At 69.5% G+C, this 20,088-nt stretch carries 19 protein-coding genes; 9 read left to right on the forward strand and 10 right to left on the reverse strand.

Features of this window, described 5'->3' with window-relative positions; all coding sequences use genetic code 11:
- Positions 1 to 71: 71 nt before the first annotated feature.
- Positions 72 to 326 (reverse strand): YlxR family protein, encoded by a 255-nt coding sequence (locus LC438_RS11250; RefSeq protein ID WP_105674623.1) that lies wholly within the window; start codon positions 324 to 326, stop codon positions 72 to 74.
- Between the two features lie 57 nt (positions 327 to 383).
- Positions 384 to 1,367, reverse strand: coding sequence for a transcription termination factor NusA (gene nusA / locus LC438_RS11255; RefSeq protein ID WP_105674625.1), 984 nt, complete (start codon positions 1,365 to 1,367; stop codon positions 384 to 386).
- A 189-nt stretch (positions 1,368 to 1,556) separates the two neighbouring features.
- On the opposite strand from nusA, the gene LC438_RS11260 reads away from it, so the two are divergent.
- Positions 1,557 to 2,912: an NAD(P)/FAD-dependent oxidoreductase gene (locus LC438_RS11260; protein WP_223586617.1), complete on the forward strand. Its 1,356-nt coding sequence runs from the start codon at positions 1,557 to 1,559 to the stop codon at positions 2,910 to 2,912.
- On the opposite strand, the gene LC438_RS11265 is transcribed toward LC438_RS11260, so the two are convergent.
- The gene (locus LC438_RS11265; protein WP_223586618.1) at positions 2,881 to 3,921 is read right to left on the reverse strand and encodes a TIGR00730 family Rossman fold protein; all 1,041 of its coding nucleotides are present in this window, start codon (positions 3,919 to 3,921) and stop codon (positions 2,881 to 2,883) included. The genes LC438_RS11260 and LC438_RS11265 overlap by 32 nt on opposite strands.
- A 50-nt stretch (positions 3,922 to 3,971) precedes the next feature.
- Positions 3,972 to 5,132: a P1 family peptidase gene (locus tag LC438_RS11270; RefSeq protein WP_223586619.1), complete on the reverse strand. Its 1,161-nt coding sequence runs from the start codon at positions 5,130 to 5,132 to the stop codon at positions 3,972 to 3,974.
- A gap of 174 nt (positions 5,133 to 5,306) precedes the next feature.
- Here LC438_RS11270 and LC438_RS11275 point away from each other — a divergent pair, with 174 nt between their 5' ends.
- Positions 5,307 to 6,746: an APC family permease gene (locus LC438_RS11275; protein WP_223586620.1), complete on the forward strand. Its 1,440-nt coding sequence runs from the start codon at positions 5,307 to 5,309 to the stop codon at positions 6,744 to 6,746.
- Between the two features lie 23 nt (positions 6,747 to 6,769).
- Positions 6,770 to 7,369: a TetR family transcriptional regulator gene (locus LC438_RS11280; RefSeq protein WP_105674722.1), complete on the forward strand. Its 600-nt coding sequence runs from the start codon at positions 6,770 to 6,772 to the stop codon at positions 7,367 to 7,369.
- A 51-nt stretch (positions 7,370 to 7,420) separates the two neighbouring features.
- Here LC438_RS11280 and LC438_RS11285 read toward each other — a convergent pair whose 3' ends face one another.
- Both LC438_RS11285 and LC438_RS11290 read right to left on the reverse strand, forming a co-directional pair.
- Positions 7,421 to 9,178 carry a proline--tRNA ligase gene (locus LC438_RS11285; protein WP_223586621.1) on the reverse strand — a complete coding sequence of 586 codons (1,758 nt, stop codon included), beginning with the start codon at positions 9,176 to 9,178 and terminating at the stop codon, positions 7,421 to 7,423.
- A gap of 41 nt (positions 9,179 to 9,219) precedes the next feature.
- Complete coding sequence (locus tag LC438_RS11290; RefSeq protein WP_223586622.1) at positions 9,220 to 9,990, reverse strand: isocitrate lyase/phosphoenolpyruvate mutase family protein; 771 nt, start codon at positions 9,988 to 9,990, stop codon at positions 9,220 to 9,222.
- Between the two features lie 100 nt (positions 9,991 to 10,090).
- Here LC438_RS11290 and LC438_RS11295 point away from each other — a divergent pair, with 100 nt between their 5' ends.
- Genes LC438_RS11295 through LC438_RS11305 form a run of 3 tightly spaced genes read left to right on the forward strand, consistent with a single transcriptional unit; the run spans position 10,091 to position 12,724 of the window.
- On the forward strand, positions 10,091 to 11,506 hold the full coding sequence (locus LC438_RS11295) for an RNB domain-containing ribonuclease (RefSeq protein ID WP_223586623.1): 1,416 nt from the start codon (positions 10,091 to 10,093) through the stop codon (positions 11,504 to 11,506).
- Between the two features lie 5 nt (positions 11,507 to 11,511).
- Complete coding sequence (locus LC438_RS11300) at positions 11,512 to 12,207, forward strand: nucleotidyltransferase domain-containing protein (protein WP_223586624.1); 696 nt, start codon at positions 11,512 to 11,514, stop codon at positions 12,205 to 12,207.
- A gap of 40 nt (positions 12,208 to 12,247) precedes the next feature.
- Positions 12,248 to 12,724 (forward strand): NUDIX domain-containing protein, encoded by a 477-nt coding sequence (locus LC438_RS11305; protein ID WP_223586625.1) that lies wholly within the window; start codon positions 12,248 to 12,250, stop codon positions 12,722 to 12,724.
- 42 nt (positions 12,725 to 12,766) lie between these two features.
- On the opposite strand, the gene LC438_RS11310 is transcribed toward LC438_RS11305, so the two are convergent.
- Genes LC438_RS11310 through ispG form a run of 3 tightly spaced genes read right to left on the reverse strand, consistent with a single transcriptional unit; the run spans position 12,767 to position 15,176 of the window.
- Entirely contained in the window at positions 12,767 to 13,636 is an 870-nt protein-coding gene (locus LC438_RS11310) for a hypothetical protein (protein WP_223586626.1), read from the reverse strand.
- Positions 13,637 to 13,674: 38 nt separating this feature from the next.
- Positions 13,675 to 14,001: a hypothetical protein gene (locus tag LC438_RS11315; RefSeq protein ID WP_105674647.1), complete on the reverse strand. Its 327-nt coding sequence runs from the start codon at positions 13,999 to 14,001 to the stop codon at positions 13,675 to 13,677.
- Between the two features lie 23 nt (positions 14,002 to 14,024).
- Positions 14,025 to 15,176, reverse strand: a complete 1,152-nt coding sequence (gene ispG / locus LC438_RS11320; RefSeq protein WP_223586627.1) for a flavodoxin-dependent (E)-4-hydroxy-3-methylbut-2-enyl-diphosphate synthase — start codon at positions 15,174 to 15,176, stop codon at positions 14,025 to 14,027.
- Positions 15,177 to 15,399: 223 nt separating this feature from the next.
- Between ispG and LC438_RS11325 the strand changes: the two genes are divergently transcribed.
- Positions 15,400 to 17,283 carry a chorismate-binding protein gene (locus LC438_RS11325; RefSeq protein ID WP_223586628.1) on the forward strand — a complete coding sequence of 628 codons (1,884 nt, stop codon included), beginning with the start codon at positions 15,400 to 15,402 and terminating at the stop codon, positions 17,281 to 17,283.
- Between the two features lie 43 nt (positions 17,284 to 17,326).
- Here the strand turns inward: LC438_RS11325 and LC438_RS11330 are convergent, their stop codons facing one another.
- A complete protein-coding gene (locus LC438_RS11330) occupies positions 17,327 to 18,643 on the reverse strand; it encodes an RIP metalloprotease (RefSeq protein ID WP_223586629.1) in 1,317 nt (438 codons plus the stop codon).
- Positions 18,644 to 18,708: 65 nt separating this feature from the next.
- Here LC438_RS11330 and LC438_RS11335 point away from each other — a divergent pair, with 65 nt between their 5' ends.
- Together LC438_RS11335 and LC438_RS11340 are read left to right on the forward strand one after the other, a co-directional pair.
- Positions 18,709 to 19,281: a hypothetical protein gene (locus tag LC438_RS11335; RefSeq protein ID WP_105674655.1), complete on the forward strand. Its 573-nt coding sequence runs from the start codon at positions 18,709 to 18,711 to the stop codon at positions 19,279 to 19,281.
- Positions 19,282 to 19,376: 95 nt separating this feature from the next.
- Positions 19,377 to 20,042, forward strand: coding sequence for a YcnI family protein (locus LC438_RS11340; RefSeq protein WP_223586630.1), 666 nt, complete (start codon positions 19,377 to 19,379; stop codon positions 20,040 to 20,042).
- The last annotated feature ends 46 nt before the right edge of the window (positions 20,043 to 20,088 follow it).

Below are 20,088 nucleotides of genomic sequence, written 5' to 3' on the forward strand. Positions count from 1 at the left end.
ACCCAGACAGGGCAGACCACTAGTCGCGGACGGGTCTCATTTCGAGCCGTTCACTTTGTTTCCATAGCTGTTCAGCCTTTGTTTCTTGGCGAATAATCTTCGATGGTCTGCGTGTCCAGAATCGTGGACACACGCAGTGCTCGTCCGAAAGCGCGGCGCCGCAGTGCGGCATCCATGCATTCCCGCGTCGGATGCACCCACGCGCCACGCCCCGGCAGCACAGCACTCTCATCGATGATGAGGATGTCGTTCTGGGACACCACCCTGAGCAGAGTGGAGCGGGGAGCACGCGCGCGACAGCCGACGCACGTTCGTACGGGTTCCATCTTACACCTGCGTTTCACCCGGACTCACCGCCCGAGGGGGCGAGTCCGGGAAGCGGATCAGTCCAGGACGCTGTCGGGCTGGATGTCGATCTTGGCGCCGGTCAGCTTCGCGGCCAGACGGGCGTTCTGCCCCTCCTTGCCGATCGCGAGCGACAGCTGGTAGTCGGGGACCAGCGCGCGGACGGCCTTCGTGCCGGCATCGAGGATGAACGAGCTCGTCACCTTGGCCGGCGACAGCGCGTTCGCCACGAAGGCCGCGAGCTCGGGGTTGTAGTCGATGATGTCGATCTTCTCCCCCGCGAGCTCCTCGGTCACCGCGCGGACGCGACGGCCGAGTTCGCCGATGCAGGCGCCCTTGGCGTTGATGGCCGGGTCGTTGGCCTTCACCGCGATCTTGGTGCGGTGCCCGGCCTCGCGGGCGAGCGAGACGATCTCCACGAGTCCGCCGGCGATCTCCGGCACCTCGAGCGCGAACAGCTTGCGCACGAGACCGGGATGCGTGCGGGAGACCGTGATCTGCGGGCCCTTGAGCCCCTTGGCCACGCTGGTCACATAGACGCGGAGGCGCGAGCCGTGGGTGTACTCCTCACCGGGGACCTGCTCCTCTGGCGGGAGGATGGCCTCGACGGAGCCGAGGTCGACGTGGATCATCCGCGGGTTCGGACCCTGCTGGATGACGCCGGCGACGATGTCGCCCTCCTTGCCGCGGAACTCGCCGAGCACCGCGTCGTCTGCGATGTCGCGCAGACGCTGACTGATGACCTGCTTCGCGGCGAAGGCGGCGATGCGGCCGAAGTCGTCGGGAGTCGCGTCTTCCTCGCCGATGACGGCGCCCTCTTCGTCGGTGACGACCTGGAGCACGTCGACGTGACCGGTCTTGCGGTCGAGGGAGACGCGGACGCCCTCAGGCGCGGGGCCGTCTCCAGCGACGTGCTTGTTGTACGCCGTCAGGATGGCCTGTTCGATGATCGACACGAGTTCGTCGAAGGGAATCGCCTTCTCCTTCTCGATCCCACGCAGCAGACTCAGTTCGATGTCCATGACGGCCTCTCTATTCAGCTCTCGCCTCGCGCAATCGACCGCGGGCATCGGTCCAGGATACCGGAAGCGGGCGGCATCCCGCCCTCTCCGCCGGTCAGGGCGACGCGGCGGGCGTGCAGCGATAGCCTGGGCGCGACGCCGGAACGCGGCGAGCCGCACCGCTGCGGCGACGGAACGCAGGAGGAACGCGTGACCAGGTTCGACACCATCGTTGTGGGTGCAGGCATGTCGGGGATGACGAGCGCACGGATGCTGGCGGATGCCGGCCAGCGGGTCGTCGTGCTCGAGGGACGCGATCGGATCGGCGGACGGATGAACACCGACCGCGCGTCCGGCTTCCCCGTCGACCTCGGCGCCTCGTGGATACACGGGATCGACGGGTCGCCGCTGTGGGATCTCACGCAGGCCCTCGGCATCCCGACCCTCGAGTACACGGTCGGCAGCTTCCAGGTCGGCGGTCGCCCGATCGAGAACTTCGACGGGGACGGCGCGGCGATGGATGCCGCCGCCACGGCGCAGTGGATCGCCGATGTCGACGAGGCCGATCGACTGCTCGTCGACGAGATCGCTTCCTCCGCTCCCGGCGACACCTACCTCGACGTGACCGAGCGCGCGCTGGACCGCTCAGGACTCGACGCGGAGCGCATCGACGAGATCCGCGAGTTCTTCCGCCATCGGGTCGAGGAGCAGTGCGGCGCCTGGATCGGCGATCTCGACGCGCACGGACTCGACGAGGATGCGATCGACGGCGACGAGGTCATCTTCCCACGCGGCTACGACGAGCTCCCGCGCCGGATCGGCGCCGGGCTCGACGTGCGGCTGAACCACACCGTCACCGGGGTGTCCCGCTCTGCGAGCGGCGTCGTCGTCACCGCGGAGGGCGAGGATTTCACGGCCGATCGTGTCATCGTCACGGTGCCGCTCGGAGTGCTCAAGACCGGGAGGATCGCCTTCACCCCACCGCTCCCCGATGAGGTGTCCGGCCCGATCGAGCGCTTGGGCATGGGCGTGTTCAACAAGGTGTTCGTCCAATTCCCCGAACGGTTCTGGAACGAGGACAGCTACGTCATCCGAGCGCTCGGCGAAGCGGGCGAGCACTGGCATTCCTGGTACGACGTCTCCGCGGTGAGCGGGCTGCCGACGCTCCTCACGTTCGCCGCCGGACCGTTCGGCCGGCGCATGCAGGAGCTGTCGGACGAGGATGTCGTGGCCGACTCCGTCGCCGCCCTCCGTGCGCTGTACGGCACGAGGGTCCCCGCGCCGACGGCGCACTGGATCACCCGCTGGGGGCAGGATCGCTTCTCGGACGGCTCCTACTCGCACCTGGCCGTCGGTTCGTCGCACCACGACCACGATGCTCTCGCCGGCCCGGTCGACGACGTCCTCCACTTCGCCGGCGAGGCGGCGTGGGGAGACGAGCCCGCGACCGTGGGCGCGGCGTTCTACTCGGGCCACAGGGCCGCGGAGAGGATCCTCGGCCGTCCCGTGGACCTCGCGGCGTTCGCCGCCGCGATCAGGGAGCGGGAGCAGACGGCAGATCGTTGATCGCGCGGATCAGGCGGAACAGCTCCCCCACGCGGTACTGATCGAGGTGCAGGGACAACCGCGGCAGATCGAGCAGATCCTCGTCGGCGACCTCGGGCTGGCGAGGCTCGGTGCGCTCGATGCGACCTGAGATCAGCATGCCGGCGAACCGCTCGTTGAGATCATCGATCTCGGCGTCGGTAGGTGCGTTCCTCAGCCGGAGCACGAGCGTGCCGCCGACCCAGCGCAGGGAGTCGTAGTTGCGCCAGAACCCGGTGATCTCCGCCGTCGCGGCCTCGATCGAGTCGGTGATGACGACACGATCGAAGTCGCCCTCGGAGATGACTCCGGTCGGAGCGAGATCCTCGTCGATGAACCGCTTGAGTCCGGTCCAGAAGGTGCCGCCCTTCTCATCGAGCAGCACGATCGGCATCGGCTCCGCCTTGCCCGTCTGCTGAAGGGTCAGCAGCTCGAACATCTCGTCCAGCGTTCCGAAGCCGCCGGGCAGGCAGATGAAGCCGCGCGATTCCTTCATGAGCATGAGCTTGCGGGTGAAGAAGTACTTCATCGCGACCACGTGGTCCGAGGCCTCGATGATCGCGTTCGCCTTCTCCTCGAAGGGCAGACGGATCGAGACGCCCAGCGAGAGGGCAGGACCCGCTCCCTCGGCCGCCGCCTGCATGATGCCCGGGCCCGCCCCGGTGACGACCATCCAGCCGTCGGCGGCGAGCGCCGACGCCACGTCCCGCGCCTGGCGATAGAGCGGATCGTCCTGCCTCGTGCGGGCCGATCCGAACACCGTGACCTTCGGCACTCCGCCGTAGGGGGCGAACAGGCGGAACGCATCCCGCATCTCGGCGAGCGCAGCCGAGGCGATCTTGAGGTCGAGGCGGTCGGCGCCGTCCTCTCCGAGGAGGATGGCCGTACGCAGCATCCGCATCACCAGTCGCCGGTCGGACCGCACTCCGGCGTCGTCGAGCACTCTGTTGATCTCGGCGCTGAGCGCTTCGGGGAGTGGTTCCTCAGTCATGCGTCCAGCGTGTCACGCGAACCGCCGCACAGCCGACGCAACGCCGCCGGTCAGCGAGCGTTCACCTCGGCGACCGCCGCCCTGACCTCCTCGTGCGGGAGCGCGTGGCTGACGTGTCCGTCACGGCCGACCATGTCCTCCGCCGCGACCAGTGCGTTCCACACCGCCTCGTCGACCGCCTCGGCGACCGCGGTGAGGAACGGGTCGATGCGCCCCCACGGGATGAAGCGCAGGGTCTCGTACTCTGCGCGGTCGTCCGAGGGGAACGAGGAGGTGAGGGCGCCCTCGTTCGCCGTGGACAGCGCGAGCATGATGTCGCCGGAGAAGTGCCCTCCTGCTGTGCCGCTGCGTCCGAGACCGATCGCTCCCCGCCGTGCCAGCGCGCCGCACTGACCGGGCAGCAGGGGCGCATCCGTGGCGATCACGACGATCGCCGATCCTGCCCCACCGGGGGCGCGCAGTCGTTCCCGCTCCCGATGGAACCAGTCGTCGCGCTCCATCGGGTTCGGCGCGGCAGAGCGCGACCCCAGCGGGATGCCGTCCAGGCGCAGCTCGTCGCGCGAGCCGAAGTTGGCCTGGATCAGCACGCCGACGGTGTACTCGTCATCGCCGTGCCGGACGACCCTGGATGAGGTGCCCGTCCCGCCCTTGAATCCGTAGCAGTTCATCCCGGTGCCGCCGCCGACGCTGCCCTCGGCCACTGGCCCCTCGGACGCGGCATCCAGCGCCTCCCGCGCGGTCGACGCCGTGACATGGCCGCCGTTGATGTCGTTGAGATAGCCGTCCCACGTCTCCCCCACGACCGGCAGCATCCACTGCGCGGCGACGTGCGGCGCCACCTCGGCCACCCACTGGTCGATGCCGCTGTGCACCGCACCCACGGAGTGCGAGCTCGTGATCCCGATCGGCATGGACAGCGCGCCGGACTCGTCGATCCACGCGCGCCCGGTGAGCTCTCCGTTGCCGTTGAAGGAGTGGACGGCCGCGGCGCAGGGCACGCCGACTCCGGAACGCCCTCGCGGCAGGATCGCCGTCACGCCGGTCCGCACCGCGCCTGCGCCCTCCCCCTCGATCAGCGTCCGCTGACCGACGGCGAGTCCCGGTACGTCGGTGATCGCGTTGAGCGGGCCGCTCCTCCCGGCGAATCCGATGCCGAGGTCGCGTGCCCTGACGGGGCGCTCCGTGCGCGCCGTCTCCGCGGATGACTCCATCACTGCTCCGATCAACTATGAACGATTGTTCAGATTCTAGTCACCGATTTCCCTGTTTTGCTTGACACACACAGGTTAACCCTTTTGAATCACTGTTCAGAAGATCGCATACGATCCTCACACCCGACCCGTCAGATTCCGGAGCCGCAGATGTCTCACCCGAATCCTCCGTCCGTGCCCACGACGACCACCACCACACTCGCACAGAGGCGTCTCGGCGTGTGGGCGATCGTGTTCTTCGTCGTCTCCGCCGCCGCTCCCCTGACCGTCGTCGCGAGCGCAGCGGCGACCGACTTCCGCCTCGCCGGCATCGGAGGGCCAGGAGCGATGCTCGCGAGCGGCGTCGTCCTCATCCTCTTCGCTTTCGGATTCACGGCGATGTCGCGCTACGTGCGCAACACCGGTGCGTTCTACGTCTACGGCGCGCGCGGTCTCGGCAAGCCGATCGGGATCGGCATCGTGTTCGTGACGATCTTCTCGTACGCGGCGCTGTGCATCTGCTTCTACGGATTCGTCGGCTTCTTCGGCGAGATGACGTTCGCTGCGCTCTTCGGCATCGAGCTGCCGTGGACCGTCTACGCGATCGTGGCTCTGCTGATCGTCGGCGTGCTCGGCTATCGCAAGATCGACGTCGGCGCGAAGGTCCTCGCCGTGCTGCTCACCGCGGAGGTCGCGATCCTGCTGATCCTCGCGATCGCCGTCCTCGCGCAGGGAGGGCCCGAGCCGATCTCGTTCGCCTCATTCGCTCCCGAGAACGTCTTCTTCGCCGCGGGCAGCGGTGCCCTGTTCGTCTTCGGCTTCGGCGCCTACCTCGGGTTCGAGAGCACGGCGATCTACACCGAGGAGGCGAAGGATCCGGCTCGGACCGTTCCCGCCGCCACCTACATCTCCATCGCCTTCCTCGCGGTGTTCTACGCCTTCACGTTCTGGATCCTCACCGTCGCCTTCGGCGTGGACGGCGTGCTCGAGCTCGCGCTGCAGGACGACTTCCAGGACATGGTGTTCCACGCCGGCGACCAGTACCTCGGCGCCTGGGCCGGAATCACGATGCGAATCCTCATCGTGACGAGCTTCTTCGCCTGCCTCCTCGCCTTCCACAACGCCAGCTCCCGCTACCTGTTCTCGCTCGGCCGCGAGCGGCTGCTGCCGTCATGGCTCGCTCAGACGCAGCCCACCACTCAGGCCCCCCACCACGCGAGTCTCGTCATGTCGATCGTCTCCCTCGTCGCCGTGCTCGTCACTCTCGTCACCGGGGCCGATCCCTTCCTGGGTTTCGCGCTGCCGGTGTACTCGATCGGCGTCGCGGGCCTCGTCTTCGCGCAGGCGGTGGCCGCGATCGCCGTGGTGGGCTTCTTCCTCAAGGACAGGAGGGACCACAGCGCGTGGCGCGTGATCGTTGCCCCTGCCCTCGGCGCCCTCGGGCTCATCGTCGGCTGGGTGCTCATCGCGATCAACTTCGACCTCGTGACCGGCCTCACTGGGCCGATCAACCTCGCCCTGCTGGCCCCGACGCCGGTGCTGTTCCTGGCGGGGATCGTGACCGGCTTCATCCTCAGGAGCCGCCGCCCCCAGCACTATGCTGAACTGACCACGCTCGTTCCCGACGACGAGTGACGTCGGGCGAGAAGGAGAAGGACGTGGCCGAGCAGCGAGGACGCGCCGTCCGTCGCGCGGAGCTGATCTCCGCCACCAGAAGGGTCGCCCGCCGGAGCGGCATCGGCGGCACGAACGTGCGGGCCGTTGCCGCAGAGGCTGCGGTGAGCACGGGGAGCGTGCTCTACTACTTCCCCAGCTTCGACGAACTGATGTACGCCACCGTTGAAGGCGTCCTCGAGGAGATGTACGAGCAGAGGCGGATGATCGCCGAGGGGCAGCCCGATCCGGCGAAGCGGCTCGTCGCGCTGATCACCGCGGGCGTGCCCGATGAGATCAGCGATCATCTGCGCATGGCGTACGAGAGCATCCCCCTGCTCCGCGAGCAGCCGGAGTATCGCCCGCTGCACCGTTCCATCGTCGAACGGCAGGTGTCGCTGTACCGCTCGACGATCGAGGTCGGCGCCGCGATCGGGGTGTTCCGACCCACGGCCGACCTCACCGTGATCGCGCGCAACATCGTCGCTCTCGAGGACGCCTACGACCTCTACCCGCTGATCGGGCTGGAGCACGGCGCCGCCACCTACCGGGCGAACATCGTGTCGTACGCGCAGACCGCGCTCGGCTGCGAGCTCACGCTCTAGACGCGACGAGAGCCGCGCCGCCCTCAAGGACGGACGCGGCTCTCGTCGTGATCAGCGGCGCGACAGCCGCTCGAGCGCGTCGTCGACGGAGACCGTGTCGCGGTCGCCGGTGGCACGGTCCCACAGCTCGACCTGGCCGTCTGCGGCACCCCGACCGACGATGACGATCTTCGGCACGCCGACCAGCTCGGCGTCTCCGAACTTCACGCCGGGAGAGACCTTGGGCCGGTCGTCGTAGAGCACGTCGAGTCCTGCGGACTCCAGCTGCGCCGAGATGTCGGCGGCCACGTCGAAGGCGACCTGATCCCGGCCCGCCGCCACGACCTGCACGTCGAAGGGCGCGACGGATGCCGGCCAGATGAGGCCCTTGTCGTCGTTGTTCAGCTCGGCGATGATCGCGAGGATGCGGGTCACGCCGATGCCGTAGGAGCCCATGGTGACGGTCACGAGCTTGCCGTTCTCGTCGAGGACCTTGAGTCCCAGCGCCTCCGCGTACTTGCGACCGAGCTGGAAGACGTGACCGATCTCCATGCCACGGGCGAGCTCCACGGGGCCGGAGCCATCGGGAGCGGGGTCGCCCGCGCGCACGTTCGCGATCTCCACGACGCCGTCCGCGGTGAAGTCGCGTCCCGCGACGACCGAGTGCGCGTGCTTCTGATCGATGTTCGCGCCCGTGATCCAGCTGGTGCCCTCGCTGACGCGCGGGTCGACCAGGTAGCGGATGCCGGTGGCCGACTCCTCACCGAGGATCGCGCCGGTCTCCGACCAGGGGCCGATGTAGCCCTTGACCAACAGCGGGTTGTTCTCGAAGTCGTCCGCAGTGGCGGTCTCGACCTCGGCGGGTGCGAAGGCGACCTCCGCGCGCTTCTCGTCGACCTCGCGGTCGCCGGGGATGCCGACGATCACGAGCTCGCGGGTGCCGTCGAGGTGGGTGAGAGCGAGCACGACGTTCTTCAGCGTGTCGGCGGCGGAGTACTCGCCGTCGAGATTCGCATTGGCGTGCGCGACGAGCGTCTCGATCGTCGGGGTGTTCGGAGAGTCGAAGATCACGGGGGACGCCTCGGCGTCGAACGGCACGGCGGCGGGAACCGCCGTCGTGAACGCCTCGACGTTCGCCGCATAGCCGCCGGCGCTGCGCACGAAGGTGTCCTCGCCGACGGGAGTCGGGTGCAGGAACTCCTCGCTGCGGGAACCGCCCATGGCACCGGCATCCGCCTGCACGATCACGTACTCCAGGCCGAGGCGCTGGAAGATCCGCTCGTAGGCGTCGCGCTGGGCCTGGTAGCTCACGTCGAGACCGGCGTCGGACGAGTCGAAGGAGTAGGCGTCCTTCATCGTGAACTCGCGTCCGCGGAGCAGGCCGGCGCGCGGACGCGCCTCATCGCGGTACTTGTCCTGGATCTGGTAGATCGTGAGGGGCAGGTCCTTGTAGGACGAGTAGAGGTCCTTCACGAGCAGGGTGAAGGCCTCCTCGTGCGTCGGGGCGAGCAGGTAGTCGCCGCCCTTGCGGTCCTGGAGCCGGAACAGCAGATCGCCGTACTCCTCCCAGCGGCCGGTGGCCTCGTACGCCTCACGCGGCATGAGCGCCGGGAAGTGCACCTCCTGGGCGCCCGCTGCGGCCATCTCCTCTCGGACGACGGTCTCGATCCTGGCCTTCACGCGCAGACCGAGCGGCAGCCACGCGAAGATGCCGGCCGCCTGCGGTCGGATGTATCCGGCGCGGATCAGCAGCTTGTGGCTGGCGATCTCGGCGCCAGCCGGGTCTTCACGGAGTGTGCGGAGGAAGAAATTGGAGAGACGAGTGACCACGGGCCCAGTCTAGTGACCCGTGGTCGCCCGCCTTCACGGGCTCAGTTGAGCGCAGGGAGACCAGAGGGGATGACGCCGCCCGCGTACAGGCTCGCCGCGAGCTCCTGTGCGGCCGTCAGCGCCACGCGCTGCGGCAGCGGACCGTAGGAGATGCGGGCGACGCCCAACGACTCGTACTGGGCCGCGGTGAGCGCGCCGGGGAGGCCGATCACGCTGACCTTGCGCTCTCCGATGCCCTCGACGAGCTGACGGGTCACCGCCTCGTCGAGGATTCCGGGGACGAAGACGGCGGTGGCGCCGGCCTCGAGATAGGCGCGCCCGCGGTGGATCGCGTCGGCGATGCTCTCCTCCACCGGACGACCTCCCCCGCGCACGAAGGCGTCGGTGCGGGCGTTGAGAGCGAACGGCACGCCCTCGGCCTCCGCGGCCTTCACGATCGCAGCGACGGCCGCGACCGACTCGTCGAGAGGTCGGAGACGATCCTCCACATTCGCGCCGACGACGCCGGCGGCGATCGCGAGACGCGTGGTCTCCCCCGCATCGCCGTACCCGTCGTCGAGGTCGGCGGTGACCGGGACGTCGACGGCCGCCGCGATGCGGCCGACCATGTCGATCATGATCTCGCGGGGAGTCGCGCCGTCGTCGTAGCCGAAGGACGCGGCAACGCCGTGGCCGGCCGTGGCGATGGCTCTCGTCTCGGGCAGCGCGGCGACCGCGCGCGCGGAGACGACATCCCACACGTTCACGACGCGAAGGATCTCGGGGGCTTCGTAGAGGCCGATGAGGGTCTGGGCTTTCGCAGCAGTGGTCATGAGACCACGCTAGTGCGGCGCACGGACACAGGGGCCGGTGGATCGCGCCGGATGACGCGTCGCTGAAAGCCTCGGAATCGCCGCGGCATAGTGTGGGGGCATGCCCCAGCGTCGATCGCATGTCGCCCCGTCCGCCGCGCAGACCGAGCTGGCCGCAGCGCTGGCACGCCTCAAGGAGGAGTCGGATGCGCCGAAGGACTTCTCCCCCGAAGCCCTCGCCGAGGCCGAGCGCGTCTCGCTCTCCGAGCCGGACCTGGATCTGAGGGACATCCCCTTCGCGACGCTCGATCCCGCCGGGTCGCGCGATCTCGATCAGGCGTTCCAGCTGGAGCGCGACGGATCGGGTTACACGGTCCGATACGCGATCGCCGATGTCCCGTCGTTCGTCGCCCCCGGCGGGGCTGTGGACGCGGAAGCCCGACGTCGCGGGCAGACGCTGTACGCCGCGGACGGCACGATCCCGCTGCATCCGCGCGTGCTGAGCGAGGACCGGGCATCCCTGCTCCCCGATGTCGATCGCCCCGCCCTCGTGTGGACGTTCTCGTTGGACGAGGCGGGCGTCGTCGGCGCGTTCCGCCTGGAGCGCGCCCTCATCCGCTCGCGAGCACAGCTGGACTATGTGAGCGCCCAAGCGTCCCTGGACCGTGGAGACGACGGCCCCGCGTCGCTGCTCCCCGAGATCGGCGCCCTGCGCATCGAACAGGAGAGGCTGCGCGGTGGCGCCAGCCTCAACCTTCCCGATGAGGAGGTGGTGCGCGCCCCCGACGGCGCGTACGCGATCGAGAGACGTCGGCCGCTTCCCGTCGAGGACTGGAACGCGCAGCTGTCGCTCATGACCGGCATGGCCGCGGCATCCCTGATGCTCGATGCCAGGGTCGGGGTGCTGCGCACGATGCCCCAGCCCGACGAGAGGTCCTTCGACGAGTTCCGCCATCAGACGGCCGCACTGGGTCGCCCCTGGACGACGGGGCGCTACGGCGACTATCTGCGCGGGCTCGACCGTGCGGATCCGCTGACCCTGCCGATCCTCGAAGCCGCGGCCTCGCTGTTCCGCGGGGCGGGCTACGTCACCTTCGACGGCGCCGTTCCCGACGACGTTGCCCAGGCGGCGATCGGGGCCCCCTACGCCCACACGACCGCTCCGCTGCGACGCCTGGTCGACCGCTGGTCTCTCGTCATCTGCCTCGCGATCTCACGGGGCGCCGAGGCGCCGTCCTGGGCGCGCGACTCGCTCGCCGAGCTTCCCGCGCTCATGCAGGAGTCCGGACAGCGTGCGTCGAAGCTCGACGCCGCGACGATCAACTGCGTCGAGGCCGCCCTCCTGACGCCGCTCGTCGGCGCGACGATCGAGGCGACCGTGATCGCCGTACACGGAACCAAGGGCAGGGTGCAGATCGCCGAGCCGGCCGTCACGGCGACGGCGCCGCTCCCCGCGGACGCCACCCCCGGTTCCACGGTGCGCCTCACCGTCGTGCGCGCGGACATCGCCCGCGGAGAGGTCGAGTTCGCGTTGTGACGGACATGGAAGACCTTCTCGCTCTCGCTGAGCGCTTCATCACCCGGAACTATCCCGACGCGACGATCGCCGTCGTCGGAGGGAGCACCGCCCGCGGCGAGCGCACCGCGTCGAGCGACATCGATCTGCTCCTGCTCGGCGACGGGCTCTTCGACGACTCCGGTCAGACGAGCCGGGCGGCGACATACGAGTTCGAGGGAGAGACGGTCGAGGTCTTCGCGTACACCCTCGACGGCTTCGACGCCTGGGCCCATCGCGGCGTCGCGCAGCACCGCCCCGTCATCGTGCACATGCTCACGGAAGGGCGCCCTGTCCGCGACGACGGACGTCTCGACGGACTCCGTCGCGCATGGACCGCGATCCTGGATGAAGGTCCGACGCTGACGGCCCAGGAGTCCGCCCTCCGTCGCTACATGATCACGGACCTCGTCGATGACCTGCGCGACGCCGTCGATCCGTTGGAGCGCCAGGTGACGGCATCCGCCCTCTTCGAGCGGATCGCCGAGCTCATGCTCCTCTCGGAGGGCCGGTGGATCGCTACGGGGAAGTGGCTGCCTCGGCGACTACGTGCCCTGAGCGAGGAAAGGACGGAGATGCTGAGCGCTCCCCTGCTCGCGGGAGACCACAGGAGCTTCGCCGACCGTGTCGACGCCGAGCTGGAGCGCGCGGGAGGGCGTGTGCGCGCCGGTTTCGTCCGCTGAGCTGACGCGAGACGGGACCTGCCGACGTAGGCTCGGCGGCATGGCCATCTCCCCGTATGTGCGCGATCTCCGCAGCCGAGTCGGACACGACCTCCTTCTCCTGCCCGGCGTGACCGCGGTGATCCGCGACGGCTCGCGCTTCCTCCTCGCGCGACAGCACGGATCGCCGAGCTGGGGAACAGTGGGCGGGAGCATCGAGCCAGGAGAAGAACCGCAGGAGGCCGTGGCCAGGGAGGTGCGGGAGGAGCTGGGCGTTGATCCCGTCGTCGGCGGCATCGTCGGCGCGTACGGCGGAAGCCATTTCGTCTTCGAGTACGCGAACGGCAACCGCGTGAGCTACGTCAGCATCGCCTACGAGTGCCGGCTGCCTGCGGGCGCGAACATCTCCTTCGTCGACGACGAGCTCGTCGAGACCGGCTGGTTCACCCGAGACGAGGTCGCGACGCTGCCCCGAGACCCCTGGGTCGATCGGATCCTCGAGGATGCCGCGCACAGGCCGGAGACCGCCGACGCGTGAACATATGACGCGGCCGAGCGCCTGCCCCGTCGGGCTACGGCGTCAGGATGCGGGAACGGCGGTCGTCGTCATCACGAGGAGCTGGGGATCGCTCAGGTCGAGCGTCACCGAGATCGAGGCGAACTCCGCCAGCGATGAGACGTGGGTGCCTCCGCAGAGGATCTCCGCCGTGCCCTCCGGGAGCTCGCACACCCAGGTGCGGCGGTCGACGATCGTCGGGCCGTCGGTCACGATGCGGCTCGGAGCGGATGCTGCCACCCACGCCGCCAGCTGCGCATTGATGCTCGCCTCACGATCGGCGAGGGTCGCCGAGAACGTCTCCGTGTCGAAGCCTGCCCTGCGCAGGCTCTTGCCGAGCCGGTACTCGTCGACGGCGCCGTCCTCGTGGATCCGGCTCGACTGATTCGCGCGCCCCTCGAAGTCGGGCGTCCCGAGGGCGTCCGCCCCTGGGTCCTTGCGCCACAGGTCCGCGACCGCGAGGTCCAGCGCCAGCGAAGCGAGGTGGCATGCCGTGTGTCCGCGGCTCAGCCCCGCGCGTCGACCGGCATCAGCCGCCAGCGTGACCTCAGCCCCCTCGACCAGCCAGTCCGGAACTGCACCATCGAGCCGATGGGCGACGAGCCAGGTCCATCCTTCCGCGCCGCGCTTGACCGGGATGTCGCCGCCCACCGCGAAAGCGCCGTCATCGGATGCCGCCGCCATGACGGCCTCGGCCACACTCGCGGTGTCTCCGCCGTGAGAGATCGCGCCGGCGTCTCCCGGCTGGTCCGGCCAGGTGTGGTCGACCGGGTGGAACGGCGTCGCGTCCACCACGACCACAGCGCCGTCGGCTCCGCCGCGCTCGACGCGGGTGACGATGCCGTCGCCCGTGAGCGCACCTGCGGCGAATGACACGACAGTGGACGAGGACATGGTTCTCCTAGGGATTCAGCCGAGGGACGAGCGGACGCTCAGTGCCCGGGCGGGATGGTGAAGCTGGCGAGCCTGTCGCCGTCGACCACGAAGATGCCGTCCGACTCGCCGTTGAAGACGCGACTCGCCCAGCCGAAGCGGATGCGCGTGGTGTCGCCCTCGGTCTCGGACGAGAGCACGGTCATGCGCGCCCCTGCGCCGATGGCGTCGCTGTCGGCCCACCCGCGGACGCCGTCGGGACCCGCCTTGACGGTGCCCCAGTCGCTCACGAAGCCTGCGGGGGTGAAGGCCGCGACGAAGGCGTCGGTGTCGGCCGCGTTGATCGCGTCGATCATCGCCTGGACGGGTGCGGGCAGCTGCGACATCTTCGTCTCCTTGCGGTTCTCGGTCAGACCGTGACGACCTGAGCGGCGCCGAGCGGGGCGTCGGGCCCCATCTCCGCGGCGATGCGGTTCGCCTCTTCGATGAGCGTGGCGACGATCTCGGCCTCCGGCACGGTCTTGATGACCTCTCCCTTGACGAAGATCTGGCCCTTGCCGTTGCCCGAGGCGACGCCGAGGTCTGCTTCACGGGCTTCACCCGGACCGTTGACGACGCAGCCCATGACGGCGACCCGCAGCGGGACCGTCATGTCCTTGAGGCCCTCGGTGACGTTCTCGGCGAGCGTGTAGACGTCGACCTGCGCACGTCCGCACGACGGGCAGGAGACGATCTCGAGCTTGCGCTCGCGGAGGTTCAGCGACTGCAGGATCTGGTGGCCGACCTTCACCTCTTCGGCGGGCGGGGCCGACAGGGAGACGCGGATGGTGTCGCCGATGCCCTCGCCGAGCAGGATGCCGAACGCGGTGGCGCTCTTGATCGTGCCCTGGAACGCGGGACCGGCCTCGGTCACACCGAGGTGCAGGGGCCAGTCGCCCCGCTCGGCGAGCTGACGGTACGCCTTGACCATCACGACGGGGTCGTTGTGCTTGACGGAGATCTTGAAGTCGTGGAAGTCGTGCTCCTCGAAGAGCGACGCCTCCCAGACGGCGCTCTCCACGAGAGCCTCTGCGGTGGCCTTGCCGTACTTCGCGAGGATCCGCTTGTCGAGCGAGCCCGCGTTCACCCCGATGCGGAGAGACACGCCGGCGGCCTTGGCCGCCTCCGCGATCTTGCCGACGTTGCCGTCGAACTCGCGGATGTTGCCGGGGTTCACCCGGACGGCGCCGCACCCCGCGTCGATCGCGGTGTAGATGTAGCGCGGCTGGAAGTGGATGTCGGCGATCACCGGGATCTGGCTCTTCATCGCGATGATCTTGAGCGCGTCGGCGTCGTCCTGGTGCGGCACGGCCACGCGGACGATCTCGCACCCTGATGCCGTGAGCTCGGCGATCTGCTGGAGAGTGGCGTTGATGTCGGTGGTCTTCGTGGTCGTCATGGACTGCACGGTCACCGGAGCGTCACCGCCCACGAGCACCTTGCCCACCTTGATCTGGCGGGACTTGCGGCGGGGGGCGAGGACTTCGGGGAGCTTCGGCATCCCCAGGTTCACTGCTGGCACCCCTCAAGCCTACGCCGCCCGCACGCACCGGGGCTGGATGACAGCCCCACGTCATCGGCCCGCCCTGGTCCGATCACCTGTGATAGTTTTCACCACATGCTCGCGAACCTCACCTGGTGGCCCGCCTCCTAGGCGGTGTGTTCGCGTTCCCACGAATCCAGACCGCCTCCAGGGGCGGTCTTTTCGTTTGAGCCGCGCCCGATACCTCGCACAGGAGACATCGATGACCCTCTCACGCCTCGCCGAGCTCAGCGCAGACCCGGCGGCATCCTTCGTGCTGATCGCGCGCGACGGAGCGGACACGGTCGAGCTGCTCACCGGCGACGTCGTCGACGTCGACCTGCTCGCCGACATCCCGCTGACCGTCGACGGCGCCGCACGGGAGGTCTTCGCGATGGTGCCCTACCGCCAGGTGCGGGAACGCGGCTTCGTCGCTCAGGATGACGGCGCCCCGCTGCGGTGCATCGTCGTCGACGAGCATCTGCACCTGCCGACCCCCGAGGTGCTCTCCGCACTCCCGTCGGCCTCCGTCCCGCTCCGCGACGACGGCTTCGACATCGCCGACGAGGAGTACGCCGCGATCGTCGAGCGCGTGATCGCCGACGAGATCGGCCGCGGAGAAGGCGCGAACTTCGTGATCCGCCGCGACTTCACCGCGAACATCGACGTCGACGACCGCACCGCCGCCCTCACCTGGTTCCGCGCCCTGCTCACGCACGAGCGCGGCGCCTACTGGACCTTCGCCGTCTTCACACCGGGCCACATCGCCGTCGGCGCGAGCCCAGAGGCGCACGTGGTCGCCCGCGACGGCATCGTCACGATGAACCCGATCTCCGGCACCTTCCGCCATCCCGCGGGCGGAGCCACGAAGGAGACCCTGGTGGACTTCCTCTCCTCCACGAAGGAGACGGAGGAGCTCTTCATGGTCGTCGACGAGGAGCTGAAGATGATGAGCGCCGTCTGCTCCGACGGCGGCCGCATCACCGGGCCGCACCTCAAGGAGATGTCGCGCCTCACGCACACGGAGTACATGCTCCGCGGCCGCAGCCGCCTCGACCCGCGCGAGATCCTCCGCGAGACGATGTTCGCCCCCACGGTGACCGGCTCCCCCATGCAGAACGCCTGCGCGGTCATCCGCCGTCACGAGCGCAAGCCCCGCGGCTACTACTCCGGGGTCGCCGCCCTGTTCACGCCGAACGCCGAGGGCGGTCACGACCTCGACGCGCCCATCCTCATCCGCACGGTGTACCTCGAGGACGGTGCGCTCAGCGTTCCGGTCGGCGCCACCCTCGTGCGCCACTCCGACCCGTACGGCGAGGTGAGCGAGACTCACGGCAAGGCCGCCGGTGTACTGGGGGCGATCGGCGCCATCGATCGCGACCGGGTCGCCGAGGCGCGCAGCGATGCCGACGCCCCGACCGAGCCGCGCCCTCTCGCCGAGGACCCGACCGTCGCCGAGCTGCTCTCCTCCCGCAATGCGCGACTGGCGGAGTTCTGGCTGAACCCGCAGGGCGAGGAGTTCACCGGTCCGTTCACGGGACGCACGGCCCTCGTGGTGGATGCCGAGGACCGCTTCACCACGATGCTCGCCCATCAGCTGCGCCACCTCGGCCTCGACGTCACGATCGCCCCGTGGAACGAGGTGCAGGATGCCGCAGTCGACGCGGCGGACCTCGTGGTGGCGGGCCCTGGACCCGGGGACCCGAGGGACCTGTCCAGCTCCCGCATCTCGCGGATGCGGGAGGTCGTGGCGCGCCGTCTCGACGCCGGGGCTCCGCTGCTCGCCGTGTGCCTGAGCCACCAGATCCTCGCCGATCGGCTCGGCATCGCTCTCACTCCCCTCGCGACACCGCACCAGGGGCTGCAGAAGTCGGTGCCCGTGTTCGGCGAGAACGCCTCGATCGGCTTCTACAACACCTTCACCGCGCGAGTGGATCCCGGCACGACGAGTGTGGATGGGGCCGAGGTGTCGGCGGATGCCGCGTCCGGCGACGTCTACTCGCTGCGCGGAGAGCGCTTCTCCTCCGTGCAGGGGCACCTCGAATCGATCCTGTCGCGAGACGGCATCCGCACGCTCGATCGGCTCGTCACGCACGCCCTGGCCTGACGAGTCCCGCGACCGAGCAACGGCACCGGGGATCGTCGACGGCTCAGCCTCCGAGCAGGTTCACCGGGTTGAACAGGTCGGCCACCAGGAGAAGCGCGCCCATCGCGATGAGCAGTGTCGCCACGACCACGGTGAGCGGCACGAGCTTCGTCGCGTCGACCGGCGCGGGCGGGGGCCGGCGGAAGAGCTTCGCCCAGGCCCGCTTGATACCGTCCCACAGCGCGACGACGATGTGACCGCCGTCGAGCGGAAGCAGCGGGATCAGGTTGAACACGAACAGCGCGACGTTCAACGATCCGAGCAGCCCGAGCAGCACCGAGAACCGGTTCAGGATCGGCGCATCCGTCGCCGCGACCTCTCCGGCCAGACGCCCGACGCCGACGACGCTCAGCGGGCCGTTCGGGTCGCGCTCGCCCCCGGTGATCAGCGAGGCGCCGATGTCCCACAGCTTCACCGGCAGCGTCACGATCAGAGACGCCACGCGGGCGACGCTGTCGGCCGCCATCTCCGGCCCCGCCGTCAGCGGCTGCTGCACGAAGCCCATCTGGGCTCCCATGCCGACATAGCCGACGGTCTTGACGACCTGCTCGCCCTTCGCATCGAGCACGGGCCGACCGCTCGCGTCGGTGAGCTTGCGCTCGGCGGCGACCGGCGTGATCTCCAGCGTCTTCTCGGCGCCGTCCCGCAGCACCACCAGATCCAGCGTCTTTCCGGGAGACGCCTGCACGATCGATGTCGCCTCCGCGAAGTCGGAGACGGGCTGTCCGTCGAGCGACACCAGCACATCCCCCGGCTTGATGCCCGCCTCCGCAGCGGGCGCCTCCGGGTCATCCGCCCCGCACTCAGTCGCCGTGGAACCGGCGGGGAGCACGCACTGGCTCACCGAGGCGATCGTGGTCGTGCCCTGCTGCACGCCGATCCCCGAGACGAGGACGGTGAAGATGACGACGGCGAGGATCAGATTCATCAGCGGGCCGCCGAGCATCACGATGACGCGCTTCCATACCGGGAGCCGGAAGAAGACGCGCTCCTCCGCCCCCTCCGCGATCGTCTCGTCGTTCGCCGACCTGGCGTCCTGGATGAGAGTGCGGAAGACGCCCTTAGCCGGACCCGAGCCCTTCGAGTCGGGGTACATGCCCGACATCGAGATGAAGCCGCCCAGCGGCAGCAGCTTGAATCCGTACTCGGTCTCGCCGATCCGCTTCGACCAGATCCGCGGACCGAAACCGATCATGTACTGGCCGACGCGCACGCCGAAGAGCTTCGCGGGGAGGAGGTGGCCGATCTCGTGCAGTCCGATCGAGAGGCCGAGGCCGATCAGCATGAACAGGATGCCGCCCACATAGAGCAGTGTTTCCACGTGCCTACGCTACTGGTCGCAGCCTAGGAATCAGCCCGGCGCCGCCCCGAGGATAGGCTGAGGATGTGACCTCCCGCCAGCTGCGACTTCTGCGCGCGGCATCGGCGTCCTCGATCGCCACGCTCCTGGCGGCGGTCTCGCACACTCTCGCCGGCGGTTCCGCCCCGCATCCGCTGCTGGTGCTCGCCGTCTCCGCGTTCCTGGTGCCGCCGGCGGCGCTGATGATCGGCGCGGCGCCGTCGAGGCTGCGTGTCGCCGTCACCGTGCTCGTGAGCCAGGCCGCGTTCCATCTGCTCTTCCAGGTCCTCGGCGCTCCTGTCGGCGGTGGCGTCATCGGCGCCGCCGGACACACGCACCATCTCCTGCCGCTCGGACCCGTCGCCGTCGCCGCGCTCCCCGACGCCACGATGCTCCTCGGCCATGCCGCAGCGGCCGTCGTCACCGTGCTCCTGCTCTGGCGCGGCGAGTCGACGGTCCGCGCGATCGCCGGCTGGGTCCGCGCCGTGCTCCGCCGCGCCGCCGCTGCCGCCCCGGTGCTCCACGAGCGCCCCGCTCCGCTCCGCCCCGAGGTCCGCCCGCTGGCCGACGCCGTGCCCATCGCCGCGGTCTGCCGGCGCGGGCCGCCTGTCTCCGCCTGATCTCCGAACCGCCTCGACGAGGCGACCACCCCGCGGGATGCCCGCGCTCACCGGCGCGCCCGCAGATCATGCAGTCCACAGACAGGAGTTCCCTCATGCGTTCCACCACCACCACCATCACCGCCGGCATCATCGGCGGCGCCGTCCTCGCCGTCGTCCTCCCGCTCGCCGCGAGCGCTCACGTCAGCGTCTCCCCCGACGAACTCGTCGCGGGAGACCACGGCGTCCTCACCTTCTCCTTCTCCCACGGATGCGAGACGTCTCCGACGACCGCGCTGAAGGTCACCATCCCGAAGGGCCTCGCCTCCGTGTCGCCGACCGCGGACGGCGACTGGATGATCGACGTCGAACGCGGAGGCGACGGACTCGTCAGCTCCGTGACCTACACCGCGCTGACGCCCGTGCCGATCGACCTCCGGGGCGCGGTGAGCATGGGCGTCGGCCTCGACGAGGACACGCCCGACACTCTCGCGTTCCCCGTCGTGCAGACGTGCGTCGAGGGCAGCACGGAGTGGACCCAGCTCGCGAAGGACGGGGAGGACCCGCACAGTCTCGACACCCCGGCGCCGGTCGTGACCGTCGCCCCGGCCTCGGCCGAGGGCGGACACGACATGCCAGACGGGCACGCGGAGACGTCCGCGACGTCGGATGCCGGGGCGACGGCATCCGATCCCCTCGCGGTGGCTCTGGGAGCGGGCGGTCTGTTCGCCGGCCTCGCAGCCCTGGTCGTCGCGGTGCTCGCGTACCGCCGCAGGGCCTGAGCCCGGGACCCCGCCTTCGTCGCGCCGTCCGCCCGCATCGGGAGGC

Source organism: Microbacterium sp. OVT16B, from assembly GCF_019969705.1.
Taxonomy (GTDB): Bacteria; Actinomycetota; Actinomycetes; order Actinomycetales; family Microbacteriaceae; genus Microbacterium; species Microbacterium natoriense.

Excerpts from the sequence above, each read along its gene's own strand:
- LC438_RS11250 (WP_105674623.1), bottom strand. The coding sequence starts at position 326 with ATGGAACCCGTACGAACGTGCGTCGGCTGTCGCGCGCGTGCTCCCCGC.
- nusA (WP_105674625.1), bottom strand. The coding sequence starts at position 1,367 with ATGGACATCGAACTGAGTCTGCTGCGTGGGATCGAGAAGGAGAAGGCG.
- LC438_RS11265 (WP_223586618.1), bottom strand. The coding sequence starts at position 3,921 with ATGACTGAGGAACCACTCCCCGAAGCGCTCAGCGCCGAGATCAACAGA.
- LC438_RS11270 (WP_223586619.1), bottom strand. The coding sequence starts at position 5,132 with ATGGAGTCATCCGCGGAGACGGCGCGCACGGAGCGCCCCGTCAGGGCA.
- LC438_RS11290 (WP_223586622.1), bottom strand. The coding sequence starts at position 9,990 with ATGACCACTGCTGCGAAAGCCCAGACCCTCATCGGCCTCTACGAAGCC.
- LC438_RS11295 (WP_223586623.1), top strand. The coding sequence starts at position 10,091 with ATGCCCCAGCGTCGATCGCATGTCGCCCCGTCCGCCGCGCAGACCGAG.
- LC438_RS11300 (WP_223586624.1), top strand. The coding sequence starts at position 11,512 with ATGGAAGACCTTCTCGCTCTCGCTGAGCGCTTCATCACCCGGAACTAT.
- LC438_RS11305 (WP_223586625.1), top strand. The coding sequence starts at position 12,248 with ATGGCCATCTCCCCGTATGTGCGCGATCTCCGCAGCCGAGTCGGACAC.
- LC438_RS11310 (WP_223586626.1), bottom strand. The coding sequence starts at position 13,636 with ATGTCCTCGTCCACTGTCGTGTCATTCGCCGCAGGTGCGCTCACGGGC.
- LC438_RS11315 (WP_105674647.1), bottom strand. The coding sequence starts at position 14,001 with ATGTCGCAGCTGCCCGCACCCGTCCAGGCGATGATCGACGCGATCAAC.
- LC438_RS11325 (WP_223586628.1), top strand. The coding sequence starts at position 15,400 with ATGACCCTCTCACGCCTCGCCGAGCTCAGCGCAGACCCGGCGGCATCC.
- LC438_RS11340 (WP_223586630.1), top strand. The coding sequence starts at position 19,377 with ATGCGTTCCACCACCACCACCATCACCGCCGGCATCATCGGCGGCGCC.